General features: G+C 67.6%; 28 protein-coding genes and 1 tRNA gene. 14 read left to right on the top strand and 15 right to left on the bottom strand.

Annotated features, from left to right (window positions below):
- Positions 1-86 precede the first annotated feature (86 nt).
- Positions 87-869: a transposase family protein gene (locus KIS93_RS37025; protein WP_080043313.1), complete on the top strand. Its 783-nt coding sequence runs from the start codon at positions 87-89 to the stop codon at positions 867-869.
- 308 nt (positions 870-1,177) lie between these two features.
- On the opposite strand, the gene KIS93_RS37020 is transcribed toward KIS93_RS37025, so the two are convergent.
- Positions 1,178-1,729: a DUF6461 domain-containing protein gene (locus KIS93_RS37020; protein WP_080043314.1), complete on the bottom strand. Its 552-nt coding sequence runs from the start codon at positions 1,727-1,729 to the stop codon at positions 1,178-1,180.
- 1,011 nt (positions 1,730-2,740) lie between these two features.
- Here KIS93_RS37020 and KIS93_RS37015 point away from each other — a divergent pair.
- Entirely contained in the window at positions 2,741-2,986 is a 246-nt protein-coding gene (locus KIS93_RS37015) for a carbonic anhydrase (protein ID WP_230465624.1), read from the top strand.
- Positions 2,987-3,520: 534 nt separating this feature from the next.
- Here the strand turns inward: KIS93_RS37015 and KIS93_RS37010 are convergent.
- Together KIS93_RS37010 and KIS93_RS37005 are read right to left on the bottom strand one after the other, a co-directional pair.
- The gene (locus KIS93_RS37010) at positions 3,521-3,658 is read right to left on the bottom strand and encodes a hypothetical protein (protein ID WP_155128634.1); all 138 of its coding nucleotides are present in this window, start codon (positions 3,656-3,658) and stop codon (positions 3,521-3,523) included.
- Positions 3,659-3,707: 49 nt separating this feature from the next.
- The gene (locus KIS93_RS37005; RefSeq protein ID WP_080047292.1) at positions 3,708-4,757 is read right to left on the bottom strand and encodes a RelA/SpoT domain-containing protein; all 1,050 of its coding nucleotides are present in this window, start codon (positions 4,755-4,757) and stop codon (positions 3,708-3,710) included.
- 544 nt (positions 4,758-5,301) lie between these two features.
- Between KIS93_RS37005 and KIS93_RS37000 the strand changes: the two genes are divergently transcribed.
- The 3 genes from KIS93_RS37000 (at position 5,302) to KIS93_RS36990 (ending at position 8,679) form a co-directional block, all read left to right on the top strand.
- Positions 5,302-5,859, top strand: coding sequence for a HEPN domain-containing protein (locus tag KIS93_RS37000; RefSeq protein WP_080043315.1), 558 nt, complete (start codon positions 5,302-5,304; stop codon positions 5,857-5,859).
- The gene (locus tag KIS93_RS36995; protein ID WP_155128636.1) at positions 5,856-7,535 is read left to right on the top strand and encodes a hypothetical protein; all 1,680 of its coding nucleotides are present in this window, start codon (positions 5,856-5,858) and stop codon (positions 7,533-7,535) included. Before KIS93_RS37000 ends, KIS93_RS36995 begins: the two co-directional genes overlap by 4 nt.
- 220 nt (positions 7,536-7,755) lie before the next feature.
- On the top strand, positions 7,756-8,679 hold the full coding sequence (locus KIS93_RS36990) for a transcriptional regulator (protein WP_230465625.1): 924 nt from the start codon (positions 7,756-7,758) through the stop codon (positions 8,677-8,679).
- A gap of 278 nt (positions 8,680-8,957) precedes the next feature.
- On the opposite strand, the gene KIS93_RS36985 is transcribed toward KIS93_RS36990, so the two are convergent.
- Together KIS93_RS36985 and rlmB are read right to left on the bottom strand one after the other, a co-directional pair.
- A tRNA-Thr gene (locus tag KIS93_RS36985) sits at positions 8,958-9,030 on the bottom strand.
- A gap of 20 nt (positions 9,031-9,050) precedes the next feature.
- Complete coding sequence (gene rlmB / locus KIS93_RS36980; RefSeq protein WP_080043316.1) at positions 9,051-10,016, bottom strand: 23S rRNA (guanosine(2251)-2'-O)-methyltransferase RlmB; 966 nt, start codon at positions 10,014-10,016, stop codon at positions 9,051-9,053.
- A gap of 108 nt (positions 10,017-10,124) precedes the next feature.
- On the opposite strand from rlmB, the gene KIS93_RS36975 reads away from it, so the two are divergent.
- A complete protein-coding gene (locus KIS93_RS36975; protein ID WP_080043317.1) occupies positions 10,125-10,625 on the top strand; it encodes a SigE family RNA polymerase sigma factor in 501 nt (166 codons plus the stop codon).
- Complete coding sequence (locus KIS93_RS36970; protein ID WP_155128638.1) at positions 10,622-11,824, top strand: TolB family protein; 1,203 nt, start codon at positions 10,622-10,624, stop codon at positions 11,822-11,824. The genes KIS93_RS36975 and KIS93_RS36970 overlap by 4 nt, the downstream gene beginning before the upstream one ends.
- 41 nt (positions 11,825-11,865) lie before the next feature.
- On the opposite strand, the gene cysS is transcribed toward KIS93_RS36970, so the two are convergent.
- Together cysS and KIS93_RS36960 are read right to left on the bottom strand one after the other, a co-directional pair.
- The gene (gene cysS / locus KIS93_RS36965) at positions 11,866-13,257 is read right to left on the bottom strand and encodes a cysteine--tRNA ligase (RefSeq protein WP_080043318.1); all 1,392 of its coding nucleotides are present in this window, start codon (positions 13,255-13,257) and stop codon (positions 11,866-11,868) included.
- 43 nt (positions 13,258-13,300) lie between these two features.
- Positions 13,301-13,687, bottom strand: coding sequence for a PPOX class F420-dependent oxidoreductase (locus tag KIS93_RS36960; RefSeq protein ID WP_080043319.1), 387 nt, complete (start codon positions 13,685-13,687; stop codon positions 13,301-13,303).
- Between the two features lie 58 nt (positions 13,688-13,745).
- Here KIS93_RS36960 and KIS93_RS36955 point away from each other — a divergent pair, with 58 nt between their 5' ends.
- Positions 13,746-14,732 carry a DUF2637 domain-containing protein gene (locus tag KIS93_RS36955; RefSeq protein ID WP_080043320.1) on the top strand — a complete coding sequence of 329 codons (987 nt, stop codon included), beginning with the start codon at positions 13,746-13,748 and terminating at the stop codon, positions 14,730-14,732.
- 70 nt (positions 14,733-14,802) lie between these two features.
- Here the strand turns inward: KIS93_RS36955 and KIS93_RS36950 are convergent, their stop codons facing one another.
- The 4 genes from KIS93_RS36950 to KIS93_RS36935 all read right to left on the bottom strand — a co-directional run bounded on the left by KIS93_RS36950 (position 14,803) and on the right by KIS93_RS36935 (position 16,617).
- A complete protein-coding gene (locus tag KIS93_RS36950; RefSeq protein ID WP_080043321.1) occupies positions 14,803-15,072 on the bottom strand; it encodes a GlsB/YeaQ/YmgE family stress response membrane protein in 270 nt (89 codons plus the stop codon).
- Positions 15,073-15,169: 97 nt separating this feature from the next.
- Positions 15,170-15,460 (bottom strand): GlsB/YeaQ/YmgE family stress response membrane protein, encoded by a 291-nt coding sequence (locus KIS93_RS36945; RefSeq protein ID WP_080043322.1) that lies wholly within the window; start codon positions 15,458-15,460, stop codon positions 15,170-15,172.
- Positions 15,461-15,646: 186 nt separating this feature from the next.
- Positions 15,647-16,117, bottom strand: a complete 471-nt coding sequence (ispF, locus tag KIS93_RS36940) for a 2-C-methyl-D-erythritol 2,4-cyclodiphosphate synthase (RefSeq protein ID WP_080043323.1) — start codon at positions 16,115-16,117, stop codon at positions 15,647-15,649.
- A 17-nt stretch (positions 16,118-16,134) separates the two neighbouring features.
- Entirely contained in the window at positions 16,135-16,617 is a 483-nt protein-coding gene (locus KIS93_RS36935; RefSeq protein WP_020544658.1) for a CarD family transcriptional regulator, read from the bottom strand.
- Positions 16,618-16,785: 168 nt separating this feature from the next.
- On the opposite strand from KIS93_RS36935, the gene KIS93_RS36930 reads away from it, so the two are divergent.
- Positions 16,786-17,451, top strand: a complete 666-nt coding sequence (locus KIS93_RS36930; protein WP_240973085.1) for a copper chaperone PCu(A)C — start codon at positions 16,786-16,788, stop codon at positions 17,449-17,451.
- Positions 17,452-17,529: 78 nt separating this feature from the next.
- Here KIS93_RS36930 and KIS93_RS36925 read toward each other — a convergent pair whose 3' ends face one another.
- Both KIS93_RS36925 and KIS93_RS36920 read right to left on the bottom strand, forming a co-directional pair.
- A complete protein-coding gene (locus KIS93_RS36925) occupies positions 17,530-18,222 on the bottom strand; it encodes a response regulator transcription factor (protein ID WP_080043325.1) in 693 nt (230 codons plus the stop codon).
- A complete protein-coding gene (locus KIS93_RS36920; protein WP_080043326.1) occupies positions 18,219-19,391 on the bottom strand; it encodes a sensor histidine kinase in 1,173 nt (390 codons plus the stop codon). Before KIS93_RS36920 ends, KIS93_RS36925 begins: the two co-directional genes overlap by 4 nt.
- Positions 19,392-19,524: 133 nt before the next feature.
- On the opposite strand from KIS93_RS36920, the gene phoU reads away from it, so the two are divergent.
- On the top strand, positions 19,525-20,169 hold the full coding sequence (gene phoU / locus KIS93_RS36915) for a phosphate signaling complex protein PhoU (protein ID WP_080043327.1): 645 nt from the start codon (positions 19,525-19,527) through the stop codon (positions 20,167-20,169).
- A gap of 128 nt (positions 20,170-20,297) precedes the next feature.
- On the opposite strand, the gene KIS93_RS36910 is transcribed toward phoU, so the two are convergent.
- On the bottom strand, positions 20,298-20,582 hold the full coding sequence (locus tag KIS93_RS36910) for a hypothetical protein (protein ID WP_080043328.1): 285 nt from the start codon (positions 20,580-20,582) through the stop codon (positions 20,298-20,300).
- 97 nt (positions 20,583-20,679) lie between these two features.
- Between KIS93_RS36910 and KIS93_RS36905 the strand changes: the two genes are divergently transcribed.
- Complete coding sequence (locus tag KIS93_RS36905) at positions 20,680-21,096, top strand: VOC family protein (RefSeq protein WP_080047293.1); 417 nt, start codon at positions 20,680-20,682, stop codon at positions 21,094-21,096.
- Positions 21,097-21,106: 10 nt separating this feature from the next.
- Positions 21,107-21,322, top strand: coding sequence for a hypothetical protein (locus tag KIS93_RS36900; RefSeq protein WP_080043329.1), 216 nt, complete (start codon positions 21,107-21,109; stop codon positions 21,320-21,322).
- Between the two features lie 16 nt (positions 21,323-21,338).
- On the opposite strand, the gene KIS93_RS36895 is transcribed toward KIS93_RS36900, so the two are convergent.
- Positions 21,339-23,090 (bottom strand): peroxidase family protein, encoded by a 1,752-nt coding sequence (locus KIS93_RS36895; RefSeq protein ID WP_186404617.1) that lies wholly within the window; start codon positions 23,088-23,090, stop codon positions 21,339-21,341.
- 85 nt (positions 23,091-23,175) lie between these two features.
- Here KIS93_RS36895 and KIS93_RS65975 point away from each other — a divergent pair, with 85 nt between their 5' ends.
- Together KIS93_RS65975 and KIS93_RS65970 are read left to right on the top strand one after the other, a co-directional pair.
- The gene (locus tag KIS93_RS65975; RefSeq protein WP_246005399.1) at positions 23,176-24,258 is read left to right on the top strand and encodes a cytochrome P450 family protein; all 1,083 of its coding nucleotides are present in this window, start codon (positions 23,176-23,178) and stop codon (positions 24,256-24,258) included.
- Positions 24,189-24,554, top strand: a complete 366-nt coding sequence (locus KIS93_RS65970) for a cytochrome P450 (RefSeq protein ID WP_246005398.1) — start codon at positions 24,189-24,191, stop codon at positions 24,552-24,554. The genes KIS93_RS65975 and KIS93_RS65970 overlap by 70 nt, the downstream gene beginning before the upstream one ends.
- Positions 24,555-24,562: the final 8 nt, after the last annotated feature.

The raw sequence follows: 24,562 nt of genomic DNA, 5'->3' as shown, positions 1-24,562 counted from the left end.
GCAGCGGCGGGACCGGTTGGCATGAGAAGAGGCTCCCGGTAAGACAGCAGTCGACCAAGATCCGATGCCTCTACCGGAGAGCCTCGTTGCTGTCTTACCCTGCTGCGATTCCGCTGTCCAATCACACCCTGATCCGCCTGGCCGAGTTGCTCCGTGCCCGGCGTGCCGAGCGGCGCTGCCGCTGGCGGCGCCTGGATGCGTCCCGGCAAGCCCTGCTGGTCCTGGCCCATCTGCGCAACGGCGACACCTATGCGCGACTGGCCGCGGGCTTCGCCATCGGCGCCAGCACCGCCTGGCGCTACGTCCGTGAAGCGACCGACCTGCTCGCCCTGCTCGCCGACGACGTCCACGCCGCCGTCTTACGCGCCGGCCGGCTGGCCTACGCCATCTTGGACGGCACCCTGATCCCGATCGACCGGCTGGCCGACGAACGGCCGTACTACTCCGGCAAACACCGACGTCACGGTGTGAACGTGCAGGTCCTGGCCGATCCGGCCGGCCGACTCGTCTGGGCCTCACCCGCGCTGCCCGGTGCCACGCATGACCTGACCGCGGCGCGTACCACCGGCCTGATCGACGCCCTGATGGTCGCAGGGGTCAAGACTCTCGCCGACAAGGGATATCAGGGCGCGGGAGGCAGCATCCGCACGCCGTTCAAAGGCCATCGACTGCGGCCGCCGCTGTCGCACCATCAGCGCTCGGTCAACCGGGCACACGCCCGCATCCGTGCTTGCGGGGAACGTGCCGTTGCCACCCTGAAGACCTGGAAGTTACTGACCCGGCTGCGATGCTGCCCGCACCGCGCCACCACGATCGTGCAGGCCATCCTGGTCCTGCAGCTCATCGAGGAGGGCCGTTACTCAGGATGAAAAGGGCTCACTGACTCGAAGGAGAGCCAGACCTCAATGACCTCAGGGGTGCCTGTTCCCGGCACGAATCGGGCGGCGACCACTCCGATCAGACGCTTGCCTGTCAGACCTGCGAGATCCATGAAATCGGCTGCCTTGCTCACGCAGTCAGTCCGCGACGTGATCGTCACGGTTGTCACTCAGCTCACTCCCACGCCTCCACGATTCCGCCGGCCGTCATTCCACTTTCTCCAAGAAGAGCGCGGCAAGCCGGGGAGCACGGCGTTGAATCTCCTCCCGGTTCGGGAGGTCCCACGATTCACCCCGGCTCACCATCCGGCCTGCAAATGATCAGACGAACCGGTCAGAGCTGGTCTGGCGTAGTGGGCGCGAGACAGGTGTACGCCCGTCACTCGGGAGGCGAGAGCCAGGGCGCCGGCGACGTGGTTCTCGCAGTATCCGTCGCCACAGAGGTTCAGGTCACGGGCATCCGCGAGGAGCCGATCGGAATCGTCACCCTCCCGGTAGCGGTACCCGTACAAGCCGAACGTGGTGATCAGCCGCTCGTTCGACCAGAAGCTGAACTCCGAGTCCTCGACATTGGCGAACACCGTGGCCACGGCCGTCCCCAATGACAGCGGCTCGGCCACGTTGGTGACGTACCTGGTCCCCCATCCAGTGTCGGCCAGGACGGTTCCGCCCTGCGCGGCATACGCGGCGACGCTGACCTTGCCGGAAGTGCCCGGGGTGACCGTGATCCGCCGCATGGCGTCCGCGGGGGACAGATCACGGACGAAATTGATGCACAACTCGGTGGTACCGACACCATCGGTCCAACGGTCGCTCAGCCAGGCGTAGTCTGCCGCCGCCGCCCCACCCATGCGCACTCCTATGCCGTCCAGATCGCCGTCAGCCTAGACGATCACTGGCGACGCATGAGCCGCTCCGACTCCGTCTGCGGTCGGCCCGCCCCAAAGGGATAGCGGGCCTGCTCAACGTGTCCGGGGGCGATGGCAGACGGAGAAGATCAGCTTGTCTCTCTCAACCACCCCCAAGCGTGACGTGACGCATGGCGATCATCCCGAGCCGGATGCCTCCGCCGGAGGGCATGGATCTCCTCGGCGCAGGGTGCTTAGACGACACGCCCCCGCATGCGATCATCATGGTCATGTCATTGACCGGAAAGGACCATGCCGCGTAGGCGCCCTTCGGAGGTCCGTACGCGGGGATCAGCGTGTGGGACCCACAGAGCTGTGATCCATCACGTTCCCGGGCTCGGCCGTCGTCCGATGACCGCCGTGATCACCCTCGAACACACTCACATGTGGCCGGGCGCCGTGGCGGCAGCCCTGGCGGCTTGGCAGGAGGCGGCCCTGACAGGGACCGCCGACCACGTCTTCTTCAGATGCGCGTGCCATGAGTGCACCGGCGACGCACCCCGCCGACGCCTGCAACAGGCTCTCACCGGCTTACCCCCATGGGCCAGGCCCCATCTGTACGCCCTGATCCTGCCCATCGACGTGTACTACCTCCGCAGAACCTCACCGATGCCGCCTACATCTCCCGACTCGGATTGGGCGTGGTGGCAACGACGTCGTCGGCGTGCGGATCAGGGCGCGTAGAGGCGGGCGTGACCGACGTGGTCAGGCCGCACGACAACGACGGCCGGCGCCTACGGCGGCTCGCATGCGGTGGCCGACCCGGTGTCCCATCGCCGTCCGAACGGGTCCCGAGGCCGCTCGCCCAGACGGCTGGTGGGCGGTGAGCCGGGCATACGACTGCGCACCGCACCGCCGCATGACGGAGCACGGTCAGATGGTCCCGACGGCTCTCGGCAATCCATCGGCGGCGTCGACCACGCGCTATGGGCTGGGAACGCGGTGGAAGCCTCAATGCTGTCGGCTGAACGACGAGCCCGACCGGCGGTGGACCTCGCCCGAGCCCACGCACAACGCCGCCAGGTAGACGAAGCGGTCGCTCGACTGCTGGAGGCCGAGAACATCGCTGCCGAGCAAATCCGCAACCACCGCGTCGTGCGGCAACTCGTCTTCGACCTACTGACCATGCAGGAACCGGCATCCCCTGACCTGCGGGAGCTGACCGAAAGCGTCGGAAGCAAGCAGGACTATGCCATATGAGCCGGGTAATCGAGCTCCCAAGCGGCGCAGCGGGGTTTGAGCTGGGGGTTTGGGGGCCCCCAATGTCACAGCCCGAACCCCAAGGCACGAAGCGCCTCATAGGAGGACCGAGCTTTGGGACTGGGAGCTTGGGGGCGGTACCCCCCAATGTCACTGCCTGAGCTGCCCGCGCGAAGCGCTCCTCTTGCGAAGACCATGCCCCTTGGACGCCGAAAGGCCCCTGAGGGCGGTTCGCCTGTTCAAGGGCCTTCTGGTTGTAGAGCCGACGAGGGGAATCGAACCCCTGACCTTCTGTTTACAAGTGAGCCGAAGATCGTCCATAGCAGTCCACAGATGACATCTCACCCAACTCAGCGGCCTGGTCATACTGATCACCTTCTATCGCTGTCCATGGCCGTCCACGCAAGGTGTTAGCACGTCCATTAGCAAGATCACGTCGTGGTAACTGGTGCCTCCACGCTGCTGCGAGATCCTTCGTGTCCCGGAGGACACCCCACGATGCCTCCGGCCTACCCGTCCCTGCCAAGCGTCATCTCACCTGTACGAACGGCAAGGGAGGAGCTGCAGCAGGTTGGGGCGCGTCACCGCATCCACGCCCGATCGAAGAAAATCGTCCTCCGACGGCGGCAGGGTGATGTCGAGGCCCGGCGTGTCGCCCAGTCCGGCGGACACCCAACTATCTGTAACCGTCTTCCGCTAAAGGCGTGCGGCAGCTATCCGGCTACACGGCGGAGCCAGCCTCCGGTTCGGAGATCCGCGAAGCCACAAAGTCGGTGAAGCGGCCCGTGTCCGCGAAGTAGTTCGGGTACGCGTCTCGCAGCTGGCTGATCCGCGCGATGTTGATGAGGACCGCGTCTAGGTTGTCGTCGTCCTGGGCTTCCAACTCGGTCAGCCGCGCCTCGGCCTCGGCCAGCGTCTCGTGGACCGTCACCGTCAGGAGGCCTTCACGCCGCCGGAGTTCTAGCGTTAGGGTGTTGCGGCGGTCCGTCTTGGCGTGCTCGCCAACGATCGAGGCGTAGCCGCGCAGCCGATCTAGGACGCCAACGTTGGCCTCTAGCCGCCGCAACTCGTCGGCTAGTTCCTGGGCCGACCCTTGGGCGCCAGGCACCAGGGCAGTCTTCTCCTCGTAAGCCATGAGAGAGCCGACCAGGACGAAGAACCGGAGCACATCTGGGTCGCCCTTGCCGTACTTCAACTCGCTTCCCGAGAACAGGTCCATCGTCTCGACGGCGGTCGCCCAGGCGTGCTGTAGCAGTGTGCGCACCTGCAGTTCGATCCGGAGGCCCTGGTACTCCTTCTTTGAGGCCCCGTACTCGTACACCAGGTGAATACCCCGATAGCCAGAGTCGCGCGGTCCCGGGTCATCGCGCAGGTAGTCATAGACGCGCTTGACGCGGTTCTTGCTCCTCGGCAGGTCACGCAGAACGGTAACTAACTCCTCGACTTCAGCAACACTCTCGAGAACGACGCGGCATCCTCCAAGGTCTTGCATGGTCGTAACGCTCATCGTGGGGTGGCGCCTGAGTTTGTCGAGGATGGTAGGAAGTCGCTTGCGCCGCTCAGCGACGACGGCGTTCGGGTTCACGTTGAGCGCGCGCTGCCGCACGGTCACGGTCACGGCATTCAGGGGGAAGGCATGCGCGAGGCGGTAATTACTCAGGATGTTTCGCGCCGCCCGGATCTCTTCGGGTGTGCCCGTTCCCTTGCCGATCGTCCGACTCGCCCGCTGGACCGCCTTGTTGGAGTGCTCTGGGATCACCCACGTCTTCATGGCGTGACCGTACCCGACCCTGCCGACGCCCGCTGACATCAACCAGATCCAGAGGAACATGCGCATTGTTTGAGGCACATACGTGCCGAGCCCCGCGAACCAACGAGTGTCACTTGGTGAGGCGTGACCTGCCCACCGTCACGGCAGCCCGACCTTCCGCCTCTCAGGCGCCCTGCTCGGGCGACGGAGGCCGAGGTCAGGCGCGTGTGGACGGTGACGCAAATGCGCCGTTGTGTGGAGACGTTGCTGTCAGTGCTGCTGTCACCTCAACCAAGGCCACCCGGTGGCAAGGCCCGACGGAGGAGGGCCTTGCCCGCGATCGCCCCAGCCCGTCCGACGGGTACCGAAGTCAGCGATCGTCACGGCCCTAGCTGTCCGCATGCTGGCCCTACAGGTCATGCGGACGCCAACTGGTCGACGCGAAGCCTAGTCATCACTCGTGAAGGAGTCGCCCGGATGCTCCCAAGACGTACCGTTACAATCGACACTTGCAGCAGCCGCCTCTTGCCAGGCTGCGGGCACTCGGCGGTAAACTAAGAACTCTATGACGGTGAACAGCGCACCACCACCTTCGAATCCATCTTCGACACCCGAAGACGCGCTGCTCCGTATAAGTAAAGCGGATAAAAAGACGCTTGGGCTTTTCATCGAAGGCGTCGGTCTAATAAGTCGCACTGCGCGGCCGATAGATGAGCTCAAGCAGCAGGCTTGTGCAGACCGCCTAAAGCTTGCCACGAGATTTCTAGACAGCGGCAACAAGTTACTTAAAATGAGACCCGCCGAATACAGAAGCGCAATCAGTCGATTCTATTACGCCATGTATCACGCGGCACGAGCTGTTGTATATTTTTCGCATGGTGGAGACGATCATGAGTCGCATTCAAAGCTGCCTACGATGCTTCCGAACGATTTCATCGATGCAGCCCTGTGGGGGAATGCCCTCAAAGATGCCCGCAACCATCGGAATGCTGCCGACTATGATCCATACCCACTAAATAGTAAATCTTTGCGCCTGGTCGCCTTGGATCTTGCAGCGGAGGCCCCTCGTTTTTTGACACAATCAAGGCAGTACTTGCATTCGAAGGGCTGTGGTTATCTATGACCGCCCAAAGCATCTCCGATGTACCATCATTCATTCGTCGCGAATTCCGCGACCGAGGCAACATAAAGGTGCTTGACGTCGAAATACGCCCCTATCCAGACGAAATCAACTATATCGTCTTCGTAGAGGCGTCCGACCTTCCCAGCGCTGCACAGATAGGCAATGACCTCGATAGTGAGATAACCACTAGCGAAGTCAGGGCCTTTATAATCGTAAGAAAGGCGCCGCCGGAACTCGTAGACAAGTCCTCAGATCCGATTGTCAATGGCGTTCAGGACGAGCGCGCCTCCGAGCTGACTCGGCTGACTAGCGCCCGATCACGAGTGTCGGAAGCCCAACCCAGCTTGTCATATATTCGTGACGCGCACATCAACCTCGCTGCCATTACCACGCCCAGGCACCACCTCATCTTCGGAAGGCGAGGAGCAGGAAAGACGGCGCTCCTTGTCGAGGCACGAAGCACTCTCCCCGATGACAGCGTCATCTCATGCTGGGTTAACGTGCAAACTCTTCGAAATGAGGAGCCGAACCGCGTTTTCCTACACATGATTGAAGAAGTGCTCACGGCCGTTGTGAGCCGACAGCAGCAGGTTAGAGCGCAATCTTCTATCTCAGTAGCTGCGGTGAAGCTGTATGAACGAGTAGGGCAAATGCTGGCCCTACCTGAGAATGAGGAATCTTCCGTTGTGCGACTCATTCCTGAGATTCAGCGCACAATCAAACGGTTTCTCTCGATAAATGGCCTCCGCCTTTTCATCTTCGTGGATGACTTTTACTACATCACACGTGGTCAGCAGCCGAAGCTACTCGACATGCTTCATGGGTGTATCCGCGACTGCGATGCATGGCTCAAAATTGCCTCGATCCGGCATCTAACGAGGTGGTATCAATCGTCTCCCCCGCTGGGGCTGCAGACCATGCACGATGCGGATCTTCTCGACCTTGACGTCACTCTGCAAGATCCCGAATGGGCGAAGAAGTTTCTCGAAAACATCCTACTTCAGTATGCGAAGCATGTAGGGGTCCCAGCTCTCTCCAGGCTATTTCATGCCGCAGCGCTTGATCGGCTTGTTCTCGCATCTGGTGCAGTGCCGCGGGATTATCTAATCCTTGCCGGAAGCTCCATCGAGAAAGCCAAAAGGCGCCCAAACGCCAAACTGGTAGGCGTGCAGGATGTAAATCAAGCTGCCGGCGATGCAGCTCAGGTAAAGGTTCAAGAACTTGAAGAAGACATGGCGTCGAATGTACAATCGGCCGCCCGCACCCTAGAAGCGCTCAGAATTGTGCGCTCCTTCTGTCTTGACGAAACCAGTCACACTTATTTCCTCATCAGCTACCGAGAAAAGGAAGAATTCGCGGATCGCTACAACGTGCTGACTGATCTTCTGGATCTCCGACTTATTCACCTAGTCGATGGTGGCGTTTCCGATGCTCACGCAGCGGGTCACCGACTAGAAGCCTTTATGCTGGATCTAAGCCAGTTCTCCGGGTCGCGTCTCAAGCAGGGTATTCGCGTCCTCGATTTCGCCAACGGTCGTATGCTATCTCGGAAAACAAAGGGCGCTAAGGTCGGAGGCTCAGACAAATCCGGCGATACGCCTCTGAAGCTGATTGCCATCCTTCGGACGGCGCCGAAGTTTGGCTTGGAGCGGCTCGCTCACCTCGTCCAAAAGTAGCCCTGCCATCACCATCGAGGCACCCCATCGAACGTCTGATGGGTGGAGGACGTGCGTGGGTGGCGCTGGTCGCGACCGGCCGAAGAGCCGCAGCGCGGCCAGCGACCGCCCGACGCGCGGCAGGCCGCCGTAGGCGGGCTGCCGCTGAAGACGTAGAGAAGTTCTCATTCAGGCTGTGCTGCCGCGTTGTTGATCTTGCGCAGTTCTACCGCGCTCGACCTTGAAGGAGCGCCTGCCACAAGGCGTCACCGTCTCGGATGCGCATGCGATGGGTCTGCTCAAGCCACGCGTTGACCACGCCTGGGAGCTGACGCATCAAAGCCGCTACGTCGAACTGACGGAGCTGCTGCGTGGGCTCGTCCCGACGCTGGAGAACGCGGTGCGGTCCGCGCCCGCCGAGCGCCAAGCCGACTTGTTCGAGCTGCTGGCCATCACCTACCAGGCGCGTTCGGCCTCGTTGGCGAAACTGGGTGAGCCAGAGGCGGCATGGATCGCAGCCGATCGGGCCATCAGCGCGGCCGAGCGTGCCGGTAACCCGTTGATGATGGCGGCCGGGGCATTCAGGCTCAACTTCGTGTTCCTGAACGCGCGTCACTTCGACCAGGTGGAGGAGACAGCGCGGACTGCTGCCGAGGCGCTGTGGTTCCTGACCGATCAGGGCAACGTGGAAGCGATGTCGCTGTGGGGCGGACTGACGTTGCAGCGGGTGACGGCGGCCTCACAGCTCAATCGGGCCGATGTCGCCTACGAGCACCTGTCCCGAGCCCGCGAGATGGCCATGCGAGTCGGTAAGGGCCGCAACGACTACAACACCGAGTTCGGGCCGACCAACGTGGCGCTACATGAGGTGGCCGTGGCGGTGGAAGTTGGCGACGCCGGCCACGCACTGCGGGCCGGAAGCGCGGTGGACACCTCCGCACTGTCAGCCGAACGACGGGCACGACTCGTCGTCGACCTCGCCCGAGCCCACGCCCAACGCCGCCAGGTAGACGAAGCGGTCGCCCGACTGCTGGAGGCCGAGAACATCACCCCTGAGCAGATTCGCAACCATCGCGTGGTGCGGCAACTTGTCTCCGACCTGTTGACGATGCAGGACCTGGCATCGAATGAGCTGCGGGAGCTCGCCGAACGCGTCGGAAGCTAGCAGGGTTACCTATATGAGCCGAGTAATCAGGCCAACCAAGCGGCGAAGCGGGGTTTGAGCTGGGGGTGTGGGGGCCGCGCCCCCAATGTCACAGCCCGAACCCCCAAGGCGCGAAGCGCCTCCCACGAGAGGACCGCGCCTTTGGACTGGGGGCTTGGGGGGCCGTGCCCCCCAATGTCACCGCCTGAGCTTCCCCGCGCGAAGCGCTCCTCTTGCGATGACCACGCCTTGAAAGCCGAAAGGCCCCTGAGGGCTGTTCAGGGGCCTTCTGGTTGCAGAGCCGACGAGGGGAATCGAACCCCTGACCTTCTGTTTACAAGACAGATGCTCTGCCGATTGAGCTACGTCGGCACGGCCTACCAGTGTAGACGCTAGAGACGCCTGTGACGAGCGGCTTCATACAGCGCCACCCCGGCCGCCACCCCCGCGTTGAGCGATTCGGCGGCGGCGCGCATGGGGATGCGGGCGAGGACGTCGCAATGCTCGCGTACGAGCCGCGAAAGCCCCTTTCCTTCGGAGCCGACGACGATGACGAGGGGCTCGGTGAGGAGTTCGACGTCGGAGATGTCGGTGTCGCCGGTGCCGTCGAGGCCGATGATGAACAGGCCGGCTTCGCGGTATTCGCGCAGGGCGGCGGTGAGGTTGGCGGCGCGGGCGACGCGGAGGTTGGCGAGGGTGCCGGCCGAGGTCTTCCAGGCGCCGCCGGTGACGCCGGCGGAGCGGCGGGACGGGATGAGCAGGCCGTGGGCGCCGAACGCGGTGGCGGAGCGGGCGATGGCGCCGAGGTTGCGCGGGTCGGTGACGGAGTCGAGGGCGACGATCAGCGGGACCTCGGCGGCCTCGTGGGCGAGCTCCACGAGCTCGGACGGGTGCGCGTAGTCGTAGGCCGGGATCTGCAGGGCGATGCCCTGGTGGACGCCGCCTTCGGTGAGGCGGTCGAGCTTGTCGCGGCTGACTTCGAGCAGGGCGATGCCGCGCTCGGCTGCGATCTTGATGGAGTCGCGGACGCGGTCGTCGTTGTCGATGCGCTGGGCGATGTAGAGGGCGCTGGCCGGGACTCCGGCGTGCAGGGCCTCCAGGACGGGGTTGCGGCCGCCGATGTGCTCGGGGGCGTCTTCGGAGCGGCGCTGCTGCCTGGCGGGCGCGGGGCGGCGGGTGCCGCTCTGCTCCTCGCGGGCGATGCGCTCGGCGCGTGCCTTGTCCTTGTACCAGTGCCGCATTTCGGCGGGCGGTGTCGCGCCCCGGCCTTCGAGTGACCGGCGCTTCTGCCCCCCGGTGCCTTTGGACGGGCCCTTTTTCTTCGCGGGCCTGCCCGATGCCCTGCCGCCTGCTGCCATGTGTTCAAGGGTACTGGGGCCGCCGGTCAGCTCTGCCCAATCCGGATTCAACAAATGTCGCGTCAAGTCCGTCTCTGGGGTGACGTACGACGGGAAAGGCGATGACAGGTGGATGACGACTCCCGGTTCACGGAGTTCGTCGCCGAGCGGGCCAACGCGTTACTGCGCTACGGCTTCGCGCTCAGCGGCAACCCGCATGACGCGGCCGACCTGACGCAGGAGGCGCTGGTCAGGCTGCACCGGGCCTGGCCGAGGGTGCGCAGGAAGGAGGATCCGGAGCGGTACACGAAGGTCATCATGGCGCGGCTGCACATCAGCGTCTGGCGGCGCCGCCGGCGCGAGCAGCTCGCGTGGGCGCTGCCGGAAACGCCCCTGCACGACGTGCTGCCGTCCGACGGCGACCAGGAGCTGTGGCAGGCGCTTTCGGGGCTGCCGCGCAAGCAGCGGGCCGTGCTGGTCCTGCGCTTCTACGAGCAGCTTCCCGACGCGGAGATCGCGGACGTCCTCGGCATCTCCCAGGGGACGGTACGCAGTCACGCCTCGCTCGGCCTGGCCAGGCTGAGAACCCTGATCCCCCACCGTTCGCCCGCCGAAGGGAGCGCCTCATGAGCAACGATCTGGAATCCGACCTGGCCAGGGTCATCGGCCGCGCGGCCGAGGGCGCGCCGCAGGCCCCGAGCGACCTGCCCGCGCGCGTCGTGATCCGCTCGCGCCGCCGCAGGTCCCGCACGCTGGCGGCGGCGACGGCGGCGGCGGTGGTGGTCGTGGTGGCGGGCGGGGGCGCCCTGTCGGTACGGGGCCTCCAGGGCGCTCCGGAGGTGGCCGTGAATCCGGCGCCGGTCACCCCCACGACACGGCAGCAGGCGACGATCCCCGGCCCCGTCGAGCAGGTCTGGCCGGACGCCGTCTGGAAGATCCCGGCAAAGCTGAAGGAAGGAGGCCGCAAGCTCCGCCCGGTCATCTTCATCGACGACCGCACGTTGCTGCTGGAGACGTGGGCGAGCCACGAGAAGGCCGACGCCCTGTACGCGTACGATCTGGACACGAATCAGATCCGCAAGATCACCGACATCCGCACCCCGAAGGGCGTGTTCGCCTCGGCGTTCACGGCCGGAGCGGGCCGGATCTTCTGGCAGACGATCGAGGACACGCGGACGAGGCTCTGGTCGGTGCCGGTCGAAGGCGGCGAGCCCATGGAAATCCCCACCGACGCCCCGATCAGGAAGGGTGCGGACAAGCTGGTGGTGACCGGCGACCGCCTGGCCTTCTCGGTCTTTCAGGGCGGCGGCGTCTTCACCGTCCCCCTGGAAGGAGGCGCCGTGACCCCGGTGCAGAACGCCGGCGAGCACCACATCCTGACCTGGCCGTGGGTGGGCATGCCCGGCGAGTACACGCCCGACAACGAGCCCAGCTTCAAGGAGCTCTACAACGTCGAGAACGGCGACATGAGCATGGCCCTCGTCCGCCCCGGCGACGAGTACGTCAGATGCGGCGTGACCACCTGCGTCGGCGTCGGGGCGGACAGGAAACCGTTCGTCCGCCTGCGCGACGGCTCTCAGGAGCGCGAGCTGCCGGAGACCGCGATGCACGGCCTGTCGATGGACCGCTTCATGACGGTGAGCCTGCCCACGCGAGGTCAGGCCCTGGTCGACCTGGTGACCGGGAAGTCGGGCGACCTGGGCCTGCGTCCCGACGCCAAGGGCACGATGACGAGCGTCCAGCCGGGCATCACGAACGACCGGCTGGTCTGGTACGACCTCAAGGGCCGGCTCGTGATCATCGACCTGGCCCGGATCACGAGAGGTTAGCGGCTGAGCTCCCGCTCGACCTGGGCCCGGATCGCGGGACGTCAGCGGCTGAGCTCCCAGCGGGCGCCGTGGGGCGTGTCCTCGACGGTGATGCCGGCGGCGGCGAGCTGGTTCCTGATGGCGTCGGCGGCCGCGTAGTCCTTGCGTTCCCTGGCGGCCTTGCGCTGCTCCAGCGCCACCGCCACCAGCGCGTCGACGACCGGCGTGAGGTCGGAGCCGGCGCCGCGCCACTGCGGGGAGCGGGGGTCGAGGCCCAGGACGTCGAGCATGTTCTGGGTCTCGGCCAGCAGCCGGGCCACGGCCTCCTTGTCGCCGCGCGACAGCGCGACGTTGCCCTCGCGCACGACCTCGTGCACGACGGCCAGCGCCTGCGGCGTGCCGAGGTCGTCGTCGAGCGCGTCGGCGAACGCCTGCGGCAGCGGCGCGTCGGCGTCGACGTCGTGGATGACCTCGGCGGCGCGCGTCACGAACCCCTCGATGCGCTGGTACGCGGCGGCGGCCTCCAGCAGCGCCTCCTCGGAGTACTCGATGGAGGAGCGGTAGTGGGGGCCGGCGAGGTAGTAGCGCAGCTCCACGGGCCGGACCTTCTGCACCATCTCGGGGATCAGCAGCGAGTTGCCGAGCGACTTGCTCATCTTCTCGGCGCCGATCTTGAGCATGCCGTTGTGCATCCAGTATTGAGCGAAGCCGTCGCCGGCCGCCTGCGACTGGGCGATCTCGTTCTCGTGGTGCGGGAAGATCAGGTCGATGCCGCCGCCGTGGATGTCGAACGTCGGGCCCAGGTACTTCGTGGCCATGGCCGAGCACTCAAGGTGCCAGCCGGGCCGCCCGGGGCCCCACGGCGTGGGCCAGGTGGGCTCGCCGGGCTTGGCGCCCTTCCACAGGGCGAAGTCGCGCGGGTCGCGCTTGCACGACTCGTCGTCGGTGTCGGCGGCGGGCCGCATGTTCTCCAGCTTCTGGTTGGAGAGGGAGCCGTAGCGGTCGGCGTAGGACTGCACGTCGAAGTAGACGTCGCCGCCGGACGCGTACGCGTGCCCGCGCTCGATCAGCCGCTCCATCAGCGTGATCATCTCGGGGACGTGCCCCGTGGCGCGCGGCTCGACGGTCGGCGGCAGGCAGCCCAGCGTGTCGTAGGCCCAGGTGAAGGCGCGCTGGTTGCGCTCGGCCACGACGAACCAGGGCACGCTCTCCTCGGCGGACACCCTGATGATCTTGTCGTCGATGTCGGTGACGTTGCGGCAGAACCGCACGTCGTAGCCGGAGCGCGCCATCCAGCGCCGGAGCACGTCGAAGTTGACGCCGGAGCGGATGTGGCCGATGTGCGGCGGAGCCTGCACGGTGGCCCCACACAGGTAAATCGACGCCCGGCCGGCTTCGACCGGAACGAATTCACGGATGGCGCGCGTGCTGGTGTCGTAGATGTGCAGGCTCACGAAGGCAAGGCTAACGCCTCCGCGCCGTTACCACCCCTATAAATCAGGTCCGCAAGAACACCCGGTCCGGAGAGATCCGAACGATAAGTCGCTCAGTGCCCGGTTTGTCCTCCCAGGAGGTGCCCTGGTACTTCTGCGAGAGCTCCTCGATGAGCGCGCCCTCGGGGTCGGGCGTCATGGTCACCCGGCCGCGCACCTCGACATACCGGTTCGGGTCGTCCGGGTCCATCACCAGGAGGCTGACCCGCGGGTCCCGCTCGAAGTTGCGCGGCTTCCTGCGCCCCTTCACGGTCGAGAACAGGATCTCGTCGCCGTCCGTACGCACCCACACCACCGAGGACTGCGGCCCGCCATCGGGGTTGAGGCTCGTCACCGTGGCGTGATTGGGCGCGTCCAGGAGTTTCCGGACATCTTCCGTCAGCAGTGGCATGCTCGAGTCTCCCTTGATCGGTCTGCGCCCATCATTGTTCTGTAGGCTCGAAACCGCCATGGACGTGACTCCCCCCTCTACGCTTCGCCGCCTGGGCATCGCCCTGGCCGGGCTCGCGGTCGCCGCACTCGCCGGGGCCGCGTGCGCGCTGTCGTTCGACGACCTGCGCGCGCTGGCCCTCACCGGCGAGGCCAGGCCCGACCTCGCCTTCCTCTACCCGGCGGCCTTCGACGCGCTCCTGCTGATCGCGCTGCTCGGCGTGCTGCTGCTGCGCCCGGCCCGGATGCTGGTCCGCGTGCAGGCGGCGTTCGTGCTGGTCCTGCTGATCGCCGCGGCCGCCGCGGTGAACGTGGCCGGCGCGGTGCGCTTCACGTTCGGCGTGCGGGAGACGGCCGTGGGCGTCGCCCTGGCGCCGTGGGTCATGCTGGCGCTGGCGCTGTGGTTGTGGTTGCTGCTCATCAAGCACGTACGCGGGCCGGAGCGCGCCCCCGACGACGACCGTACGGCGGAGCGCGACATCGTGCCCTTCCACGGCCCGGAGGCGGCTCCGCCGCTGGAGGCCGAGGCGTCCGTGCCTCCCGTCCTGGAGCCCACGCCGCTGGTCGGCCCCACAGCCGCCCCTGAGACCCCTCCGGTCTCGGCCCGGGTCTCCGAGTGGCCGATGCGCGAAGAGGAGCTCCGGCAGGCGTCTGAGCCCGTACAGAAGGAGTTAGAGCCGGAGCTCGCCCCCGAGCCCGAGCCGGAGCCTGCCCCTGAGCCCGAGCCCGAGCGTGACCCTGAGCCAGAGCCTGAGCCGCTGAAGCGCCCGGTCCGCTGGGGCGACCGCGTCAAGCCCACCGACGTGCTGGTCCACCCCCGCCCTGAAGAACAGGAAGAGGACGAGCAGGACGATCAGGACGCCGACACCCAGCCGCACCCCGTCATCGAGGACGAGCCGGAGCGTCAGGAGGAGATGGAGGACACCGCCCCGCACCCGGTGATCCACGACGACACCCCGGCCCCGTCCGGCCGCCTGAGGAGCACTCCGCGCCCGCCCGAGGGCTGATCCCGGGCATGGGCGGGCCCGCCCGGAAGCGTTTCCGGGCGGGCCGATGTATCCCGCCTTGCGCCGGCTGTCAGACGCGGGATCCGCGCTTGAGCCCGGCGACCAGGCCAACGCCGACGACGGCGAGCACCACCTGCATCACCAGCTCGATCCAGTCGATGCCGGGTGTCGTCTCCACGCCCAGCACCTGCGCGAGCAGCGTGCCCACCAGGGCCGCGACGATACCGACGACGATGGTGAGGATCCACCCGATGGCCTGCCTGCCGGGAAGCAGCAGGCGACCGATTGCGCCAATCACGGCGCCGATCACGATGGCGCCAAGGATGGATTCGATGGTCATGATGTGAAACCTCCCCATGAGGGTGAGCGGTTCATCCTCACGGGGAGGTGGCTACCCGATCTACGGCGATTATGCATCGCCTTGACGAAGCCCCAGGTCAGGTCATAGTTCGGCCGCTTCTGCCACCGCCGCGGCCCATGCCCATCCGGGTCACGAGCAGCACGCCGATGACGGCCAGGGCGAGCTGGAGTATGTGCTCGATCCAGTCGATCCCTCGTGTGTCGGCCCAGCCGAACGCATGGGCGATCAGCGTGCCCAGCAGCGCGGCCACGATGCCCACGATGAGGGTCAGGCCGATGGACATGTTCTGCCTGCCGGGCACCAGCAGCCTGGCCAGCGCACCGACGATGGCGCCGATGACTACTGCGGAAACAATCGCGCCGATCATGTGTAGCTCCCCCCGAGACGTTCACATGTCTTGGGGGGACACATACCCCCTGAGCAGGCAAACTACCCAAGGGGAAGGCGGCGGTCCGTACCGCGCCAGTGACGAACCGCCGCCTCCGAACGGAGCGGGCCAGGCGCGACCCGCCGAGGACACCCTCACGCGTCCCTACGTTATGACGCGGGAAGCTCAGGAAAGGTTGACGACCAGCGCCGTCGCGATGGCCGCGATGCCCTCGCCGCGCCCGGTCAGCCCGAGTCCGTCGGTGGTGGTGGCGGACACGCTGACCGGCGCTCCCGCCGCGGTGCTGAGTGCCTTCTCGGCCTCTTCGCGGCGCGGCGCCAGCTTGGGCCGGTTGCCGACGACCTGGACGGCGATGTTGCCGATCTCGAAGCCGGCCGCGCGCACCTGGCGCGCGGTCTCCTCCAGGAGAGCGGCACCCGAGGCGCCGGCCCAGCGGGGATCCGCGGTGCCGAACAGCCGCCCCAGATCGCCCAGCCCGGCCGCCGACAGCAGCGCGTCGCAGGCCGCGTGCGCGGCGGCGTCGCCGTCGGAGTGGCCTTCGAGGCCGGTCTCTCCCGGCCAGTGCAGGCCCGCGAGGTTGAGCTCGCGGCCTGACTCACTCGATGAGAACGGGTGGACGTCGACTCCGACGCCCACCCGTGGAAGATTCGTCTTCAGGAGTTGAGAACCTCGTCGAGCAGGGCCTCGGCCTTGTCCTCATTGGTCTTCTCGGCCAGAGCCAGCTCGCTGACCAGGATCTGACGAGCCTTGGCGAGCATGCGCTTCTCGCCCGCGGACAGGCCGCGCTCGCGGTCCCTCCGCCACAGGTCCCGAACCACCTCGGCGACCTTGTTCACATCCCCGGAGGCGAGCTTCTCCAGATTGGCCTTGTAGCGACGAGACCAGTTGGTCGGCTCCTCGGTGTGCGGCATCCGAAGGACGTCGAAAACCCGCTCAAGGCCTTCCTGGCCCACAACATCGCGCACGCCGACGAGTTCTGCGTTTTCAGCTGGCACCTGGACGGTAAGGTCGCCCTTGTCGACCTTGAGCACCAGGTAGGTCTTTTCCTCACCCTTGATGGATCGCGTCGTGATTGCTTCGATCCGAGCAGCCCCATGGTGGGGGTAGACGACAGTGTCGCCGACCTGGAAAGTCATGTGACAAGTACCCCTTCCGCTGTACTCCAGGGTACCACGCATCCACAGCCTCCCGGAACAGTGAAATCCTCATAACTGCAGGTCAAAGCCGCATATTGGGGCTTGACAAGCGCTCAACTCTATGAATCGCATTTCCGGACATAGCGAATGACCTGCGGGGGTGTGGATATGACCTTGCATTGGGGTGGATATGGTGGGCGCTGCAACATCACGCACGCGCGACACCTGCGCAAGACCAAGGAGTACCCGCCCGTGACCAGCCGTCGCTGGATTGCTGTAGCCGCCGCCTTCTTGGCAGCCCCCGCGCTCGCGGGCTGCGCGGCCGGTTTCGACGCCACCACCAACAAGGCCTACGCCCCCAACGAAGCACAAGTGCTGATCGATAAGGGCGCATACGGCAAGAGCGACATTCACATCCCGCAGGCGTTCATCCTCGGCCCCGACTCCGGAGCGCAGCTCCCCTGGCGCGGATCCGCCCCCATCTACCTCAACATCCTCAACACCGCGGGCACTCCCGACACCCTCCAGGCGGTCTCCGCGGGCAACATGGGCACGGTCAAGGTCGCGGCCCCGATCCAGCTCCCGAGCAACACGCTCGTCAACACCGGCAAGCCCAGCCCCCAGCTCATGCTCGAGGCGATCCCCAAGAGCCTCAGGGGCGGCGAGACCATCAAGCTGGACCTCCAGTTCGCCAACGCCGGGGTCGTGTCCATGAACGTGCCTGTGGTGACGCGCAGCCGCGAGTTCAAGGACTACCCGCCGGCCCCGGGCGCCACCGCGGCTCCCACGCCCACCCCGACCCCGTCCGCCACCGCGGCCGAAGAGGGTCACTGACGACATGAGAGAACCCCGGCGCCTCCATCGAGACGCCGGGGTTCTTCGCTTTCGCGCACTCCTCGACGGAGCTTTCGGTCACTCCTCGACGGCGTCGAACTTGTAGCCCAGGCCGCGCACGGTCAGGATGCAGCGCGGGTTCGACGGGTCGGACTCGATCTTGGCGCGCAGGCGCTTGACGTGCACGTCCAGCGTCTTGGTGTCGCCCACGTAGTCGGCGCCCCAGACGCGGTCGATGAGCTGGCCCCTGGTGAGCACCCGCCCCGCGTTGCGCAGCAGCACCTCCAGCAGCTCGAACTCCTTCAGCGGCAGCTGCACCTGCTCGCCCCGCACCGCCACCACGTGCCGGTCGACGTCCATGCGCACCGGGCCGACCGCCAGCACGGCCGTCTCCAGCTCCTCCACCACGTCGCCCTGGCGGCGCAGCACCGCGCGGATGCGGGCCACCAGCTCGCGCGAGGAGAACGGCTTGGTGACGTAGTCGTCGGCGCCCAGCTCCAGGCCCACGACCTTGTCGATCTCGCTGTCCTTGGCCGTCAGCATGATGACCGGCACCTTGGAGCGCTGCCGCAGCGAGCGGCACACCTCCGTGCCGGGCAGACCGGGCAGCATCAGGTCGAGCAGCACCAGATCGGCGCCGTTGCGGTCGAACGTGTCGAGCGCCTCGGGCCCGGTCGCCGCGACGGACACCTCGAAGCCCTCCTTGCGCAGCATGTAGGACAAGGCGTCGGAGAAGGACTCCTCGTCTTCGACGACGAGCACTCGGGTCATTTGGCTGCCTCCAGGGGAATCGAGGGTGGTACTGCCACCGCCGTGCCGCCGAAGGCGGGCAGGCGGAGGGTGAAGGTGGAGCCGGACCCTTCCTTGCTCCAGACGGACACCTCGCCGGCGTGCGCGGCGGCGACGTGCTTGACGATGGCCAGGCCGAGGCCGGTGCCGCCGGTGGCGCGCGACCGGGCCGCGTCCACGCGGAAGAACCGCTCGAAGATGCGCTCCAGCGCCTCCTCGGGGATGCCGATGCCCTGGTCGCTGACGCTGATCTCGACGGAGTCGCCCGCGGGCCGCACGCTGACGACGACCCTCGTGTGCTCGGGGCTGTAGGCGACCGCGTTGTCGATGAGGTTGCGCAGGGCCGTGACGAGCAGCTCGTCGTCGCCCCAGATCCGCAGGCCCTCGGTGCCGCCGGTGACCAGCGCGATGTCCTTGGCGGACGCTCTGGTGTTGCAGTACTCGATGGCGTCGTGGATGGCCTCGTCGATCGAGACCTGACCCGGCGTCGGGATGGGCTCGGCGCCCTGGATCCGGCTGAGCGTGATCAGGTCCTGGATGAGGTAGTTGAGCCGGGCCGCCTCGTGCTGCATGCGCCCGGCGAAGCGGCTGACCGCCTCGGGGTCGTCGGCGGCGTCCTGGATGGTCTCGGCCAGCAGGCTCATGGCGCCCACCGGGGTCTTCAGCTCGTGGCTGACGTTGGCGACGAAGTCGCGGCGCACGGCCTCGACCCGGCGCCGCTCGGTCTGGTCCTCCGCCAGCACCAGCACCTGGCCGTAGGAGCCGAGGGGCGCGACGCGGACGGCGAAGTTGGTGGTCTCCTGGCCGAACTTGTGGCCGGCGACGTCGATCTCGCTCTCGCGGATCTCGCCGTCGCGGCGTACCTGCCTCGCCAGGGCGAGCAGCTCCGCGGCCATCAGGCGATCGCCCTTGACCAGCCCGAACGCGCGTGCGGCCGAGCTGGCGCGCAGCACGCGGTCGTGGGCGTCAAGGACCACGGCGGACGAGGGCAGCACGGCCAGCACCGACGCGACGCCCTGCGGCAGCGCGGCACCGGTCTCCACGCCGTCCGCGGCGGCGGCACGGTTGGGGGCCTCGATCTGGTTGCGGTAGAACAGCACCGCCAGCGCGCCCACCACGAACCCGGCCAGGGCCGCGAAGCTCATGGCCATCTCACTCATGCCTCCGATGGTAGGTGGCCTTCCTGCACGGACAGACCCCCTCATCAGGGGATGAACGGCTCTTTCCTGGAAAGTTCATCTTGCTGTAGGGGTTCGTTCATCGACCGGGCCGTACGGTGACGACATGCGCGACGCGTACCATGAAGAACTTGATGCACTGACTGACAAGCTGGTGGAGATGACCCGGCTTGTCCGCTCGGCGATCTCCCGTGCCACCACGGCCCTCCTCGACTCCGACCTCCAGCTCGCCGAGAGCGTCATCACGCGGGACGAGGAAGTCAACTCGGTGTTCGCCGACATCGAGACGACCATCTTCGAGCTGATGGCCCGGCAGCAGCCGGTCGCGGTGGACCTGCGGATGGTCATCACGGCGCTGCGCATGGGCACCGACCTGGAGCGCATGGGCGACCTGGCGGTGCACGTCGCCAAGGTGGCCCGCCTGCGCCACCCCGACTCCGCGATCCCGCCGGAGCTGCGCTCCACCATCCTGGAGATGGGCCAGATCGCCGAGAACCTGGTCACCAAGGCCGGGAGCTGCGTGGCGTCGCGTGACGTGGACTCGGCGATGGAGCTCGAACAGGACGACGACGCGATGGACCGCCTGCATCGCAAGCTGTTCAGGAGCATCCTGGCCAAGGACTGGCAGCACGGCGTGGAGCCGGCCATCGACATCACGCTGGTCGGGCGCTACTACGAGCGGTACGCCGACCACGCGGTACGGGTCGCCCAGGACGTCGTCTACCTCGTCACCGGCACCCGCCCGAGCTGACGGCCGGCCGAGCTGGGCGAAGGAGGCTCCCTCCGCCCAGCTCTCCAACCGGTCTGCCCGTGGGAGATGCTAGGGCCGCGCCCGCCGGACGCACGCCACTTCGCCGAAGCCCGGATCACTATGGGTGCTTAATTCCCGCTTGGCGGCCAGGTCGGCCACTGGGGCGGCGGCGGAGGGTCCAGCCGCGCCCCGTACCGCTCGGCCCGCTCGTGGCAGTCGGGGCACAGCGGCTCGTCCCTCGACCGGGCCACCGCCTCCGGCGTGGCCGGGCGCATGGTGCCCAGGGCGGTGAAGCCCGGCGGGAACCCCGTCTGAGGGTCGATCAGGAAGGTGACGACCTCCTTCGGGTCGAAGGTGAACTCGCGTTTACAGACGAAACAACGGCCTGTCGCCGTCTCCCGCTCCTGCGGCATGGTGTCCTCCTGAGCGTGCGCGCCGTTCCATCCTGGCCGATGGATCGATCAGGAATCGAGAAGCGGCGCCTGCCCGGTCCCGCCTAGCGTGACCGCCATGGACATCTCCATCCATTCGAGTTTCCTGCCGCACGACGACCCGGACGCCGCCCTGGCGTTCTACCGCGACGTCCTCGGCTTCGAGGTCCGCGACGACGCCGGCTACGACGGGATGCGCTGGATCAGGGTCGGCCCCCCGAACCAGCCCGGCACCTCCGTCGTCCTGCAGCCGCCGGCCGCCGACCCGGGCGTCACCGACGACGAGCGCCGCGTCATCGCCGAGATGATGGCCAAGGGCACCTACGCCGGCATCAACCTCGCGACCACCGACCTCGACGGCCTCTTCGAGCGGCTGCAGGCCGCCGACGCCGAGATCGTCCAGGAGCCGATCGAGCAGCCGTACGGGGTGCGTGACTGCGCCGTGCGCGACCCGGCGGGCAACCTGATCCGCATCCAGGAAGTGCCGTCGGCCTAGGAGGCTCCTCATGAGATCGAGCAAGTGGGTGCGGCAGAGTCACCGCTGGCTGTCGGTCGCGTTCACGGTGACCGTGCTCGCCGCCATGGTCGCCGTCTCGCGGGAGGAGCCCGCGATGTGGGTGGTCTACCTGCCGCTGTTCCCGCTCGTCCTGCAGTTCCTCACCGGATTGTTCCTGTTCGTGCTGCCGTACGCGTCGAAGCGGCGAGCCGCCCGCGAGACCTGAAGGGGCCGCCCCCGCGTCAGGCCGGCCTGCGCCAGGGTACGAAGGCGTGCGGGAGGCCGTCGAGCGCGGGGGCGAGCTCGGGGTGGTGGCGCAGCAGGACCTCGGTCATGCCGGTCCGGTCGATCCAGTCCAGCCCTTCCGGGCTGTAGACCTCGGGGGTGAACAGGTCGGTGAAGAACGGGTCGCTCTTGAGCCTGCGGGACGCCATGAGCACGAACACGCGGAAGGCCGTGTCGGACATCGCGAAGCCGGGCGGTTTGGGCTCGGCGAGCAGGCCGACGGTGACGTCCACCCGCTCCGGGTCGCCGTCGTAGACCTCCTCGATCTCGCGCGCCCACCCCGGATCGTCCGACAGCCGCGCGAAGTCGGTGACCGGGCGTTTGCGCAGCATGCGGCGGAAGTCGTTGTAGCGGGGGACGCCGCGCTCGCGGTCGCGCAGCAGGTCGAGGGTGCCGATGTCGATGCGCTCGCCGCTGGTGCGCACCAGGTCGCGCATCGAGCGCGGATGGTTGTGCAGGGTCAGCGCCCCCGGGTTCATGGCGCCGAAGGAGTAGAGCCAGTCGGACATGCCGTGCCGGTCGACGGCGGCGCGGGTGTGCTGCCCCTGGATCGGGAGCAGCTCCTCGACGGTGATCAGGCTGCCGTCGCGGTGGGAGCGCACCGGGTAGTCGTCGCGGATCAGCGGGTGGAACCGGTAGGAGGCGACGAACTCCTCCGTCATCGAGTACGGGGCGGCGTGGTGGTTCATGGGTGAGCCGAGGATGCCGGAGACGACCTCGCCCCGCCCGACCCGGCCGTAGCGGCGGCGGAAGCCGGGGCCCAGCAGGCCCGCCCAGTTGGCGTTCATGGCCAGGCGGACGGCGCGGTTGCCGAGGATGGCCGGCGTCCACTCGACCGTGTGGATCCGCGCCATGACGGCGACGTTGACCAGGCGGGCCGTGTGGAAGAGCCGCTCGTCGTCCCACGACGGGTACGCCGCGCGCAGCCTGCCGCAGATCGCGTTGTGCTCCTTGACGAACAGCGTGTGCAGCAGCGCCAGGCCGACCCAGTAGTTGTCGTTGAACCCGGTCAGGTCGATCCCGGCCAGGCCCGGGGCGGTCTCCTCCGGCAGCCGGCCGTCGTGGAGGAGCATCCGGCCGTCCTCGCCGGTGCGCAGCGCGCGGCAGTGCCGCTCCGAGCTGCCGTAGAGCTGCGAGCCGTCCCACCAGTGGGTGACGGTGTTCTCGTAGGTGGGCGGGGCGTCCGGCTCGGTGTGGGGGGTGGGGTCGGGGCGGCTCCTTCGTACGCACATGTCCGGCTCGTACCAGTGGTCGCCGTCGGGGATCGGCACCCTCATGGGCTCGGTCAGGCGGTTGTCGCCGTGGCTGAACCAGTCGTGGTTCTGGAACTGGATCCAGGCGGCGGCCAGCATGTTCAGCGACGTGGCCGGGATGAGGTCGTGCCTGGTCAGCAGGCGGTTGGCGACGTCGCGCGGGTTGGGCGACAGCAGCCCCTCGGGATGCGTCATGGGCAGCGGGGCGTTGCGGTCGAAGCGGGTGCCGGCCCGGCCCATGTCGGCGTCGCCCGGGTCGTAGCCGGAGCCGTCGTAGCTGCGGTGGCGCGGGCGGGGCCCGGAGATCCGTGGCCGTTCGCCGCCCGCCGGGCGGGTGTCGTACAGGTTGTGCCGGCGCAGCGCCGCCCGCATCCTGGCCAGCGCCGCGAGCTGGAGCGGGAACGGCAGCTCGTGCCACTCCGGCGCGGACAGGCCGCCGATCCTTGCCTGGGACATGGCCGATCACCGCCTTTCACGGTCTTCACTGATAGTAACTCTTTAACTACAATTTGTGATATCCCCAAGGTCTGGAGGCCGGGCGATGGGTCAGCCGCCGCACGCGAGCCGGATGGAGAGCCTGGCGTTCTCCGTGCTCTACACGCTGCCGGAGTTCGCTCGCGGCGTGGTCATCCGCAGGCCCGCCATGGTCGGGCTGATGGCCCGGCTCCGCACGTACGACGCGGCGCAGCGCTTCTGCATGCGGCTGCGCGTGCGTCACGGCGGCCGGTCCGTGTACGTGCGGAGCCTGCGCGGGAAGGTGCTCCTGCTGCTCTCGCAGGGGGACGTCGAGCGCGTGCTGAGCGGCAGCGACGAGGTCTTCTCCCTGCGGACGAAGGAGAAGGCACGCGGCTTCTCGCCCTCCCAGCCCGACAGCCTGCTGCTCTCACGCGGGGAGGCGCGGCTCGACCGGCACCGGTTCAACGACGCGGTGCTCCAGCCCGGCACGGTGCCGCACAGCCTCGCCCCGCGGGTCGAGCGGGTGGTCTCCGAAGAGCTCGACGGGATCTTCGGCCGGGAGCCGGGCGCGGTGGACTGGGGGCGGCTGCGTGCCGGCCACTCCCGGGCGGTCCTGCGGCTGACGCTCGGGGACGCGGCCCGTGACGACGTACGGATCCTGGACGCCCTGAACGCGTTGCGCCGCGAGGGCAACTGGCTCGGCCTGCGGCCGTGGAGGAACGGGAGGGTGCGCAGGCTGCGGCGGGTCATGATGACGGGCATCGAGCGCCACCTGGCGGCGGCGGGCGGGGAGAGCCTGGCGGAGACGGGCGAAGGGAGCTTGGGCGGTTCGGCGGAGACGGGCGAAGGGAGCCTGGCCGGGCTGGCCGCGAGCGCGCCCGCGACTGCGGGCACCTGTCCGGCCGGGCAGGTGCCGCACTGGCTGATGGCCCTGGAGGTGCTCGGCACGACGGTGTTCGGCCCGACCCTGGCGCTGCTCGCCGGCCACCCCGAGCACTACGAGCGGGCGCGGCCGAGGCGCTCGACCCCGCCGGCGACCGCGCGTTCCTGCGCGCCTGCCTGTACGAGGCGCTGCGCCTGTGGCCGATCGTGCCCACGATGCCCCGGGTCGTCACCGCACCCGTCGCCTGGCACGGAGCCACGCTCCCGGCCGGCACCGATCTCGTGATCCCGGTCGGCCTCCACACCCGCAACCCGCAGATCGACTACGCCGACGCCTTCACCCCCGAGGCGTGGCTCGACGGGCGGGCCGCCGCCGACTGGTGGATCGTGCCGTTCTCGGCCGGGCCCGGCCGCTGCCCGGGGAGCGATTTCGGCGGCACGGTCGGGGCCGCCGCGCTGGCCGCCCTGCTGCGCCAGTACGACTTCCGCCCGGTCGCCCCGCGCCTGGGCCCCGGCCGCCCGCTGCCCAAGGCTCTCGACCCCTTCACCCTGCGGCTGTACGCCGCGCCGGCGATGCGCTGACCGCTCTT

The organism is [Actinomadura] parvosata subsp. kistnae (assembly GCF_900323885.1).
In the GTDB taxonomy this organism is placed as follows: domain Bacteria; phylum Actinomycetota; class Actinomycetes; order Streptosporangiales; family Streptosporangiaceae; genus Nonomuraea; species Nonomuraea composti.
The sequence above is the reverse complement of the archived record's forward strand: the minus strand, read 5'-3'. Positions and strand labels throughout refer to the sequence as shown.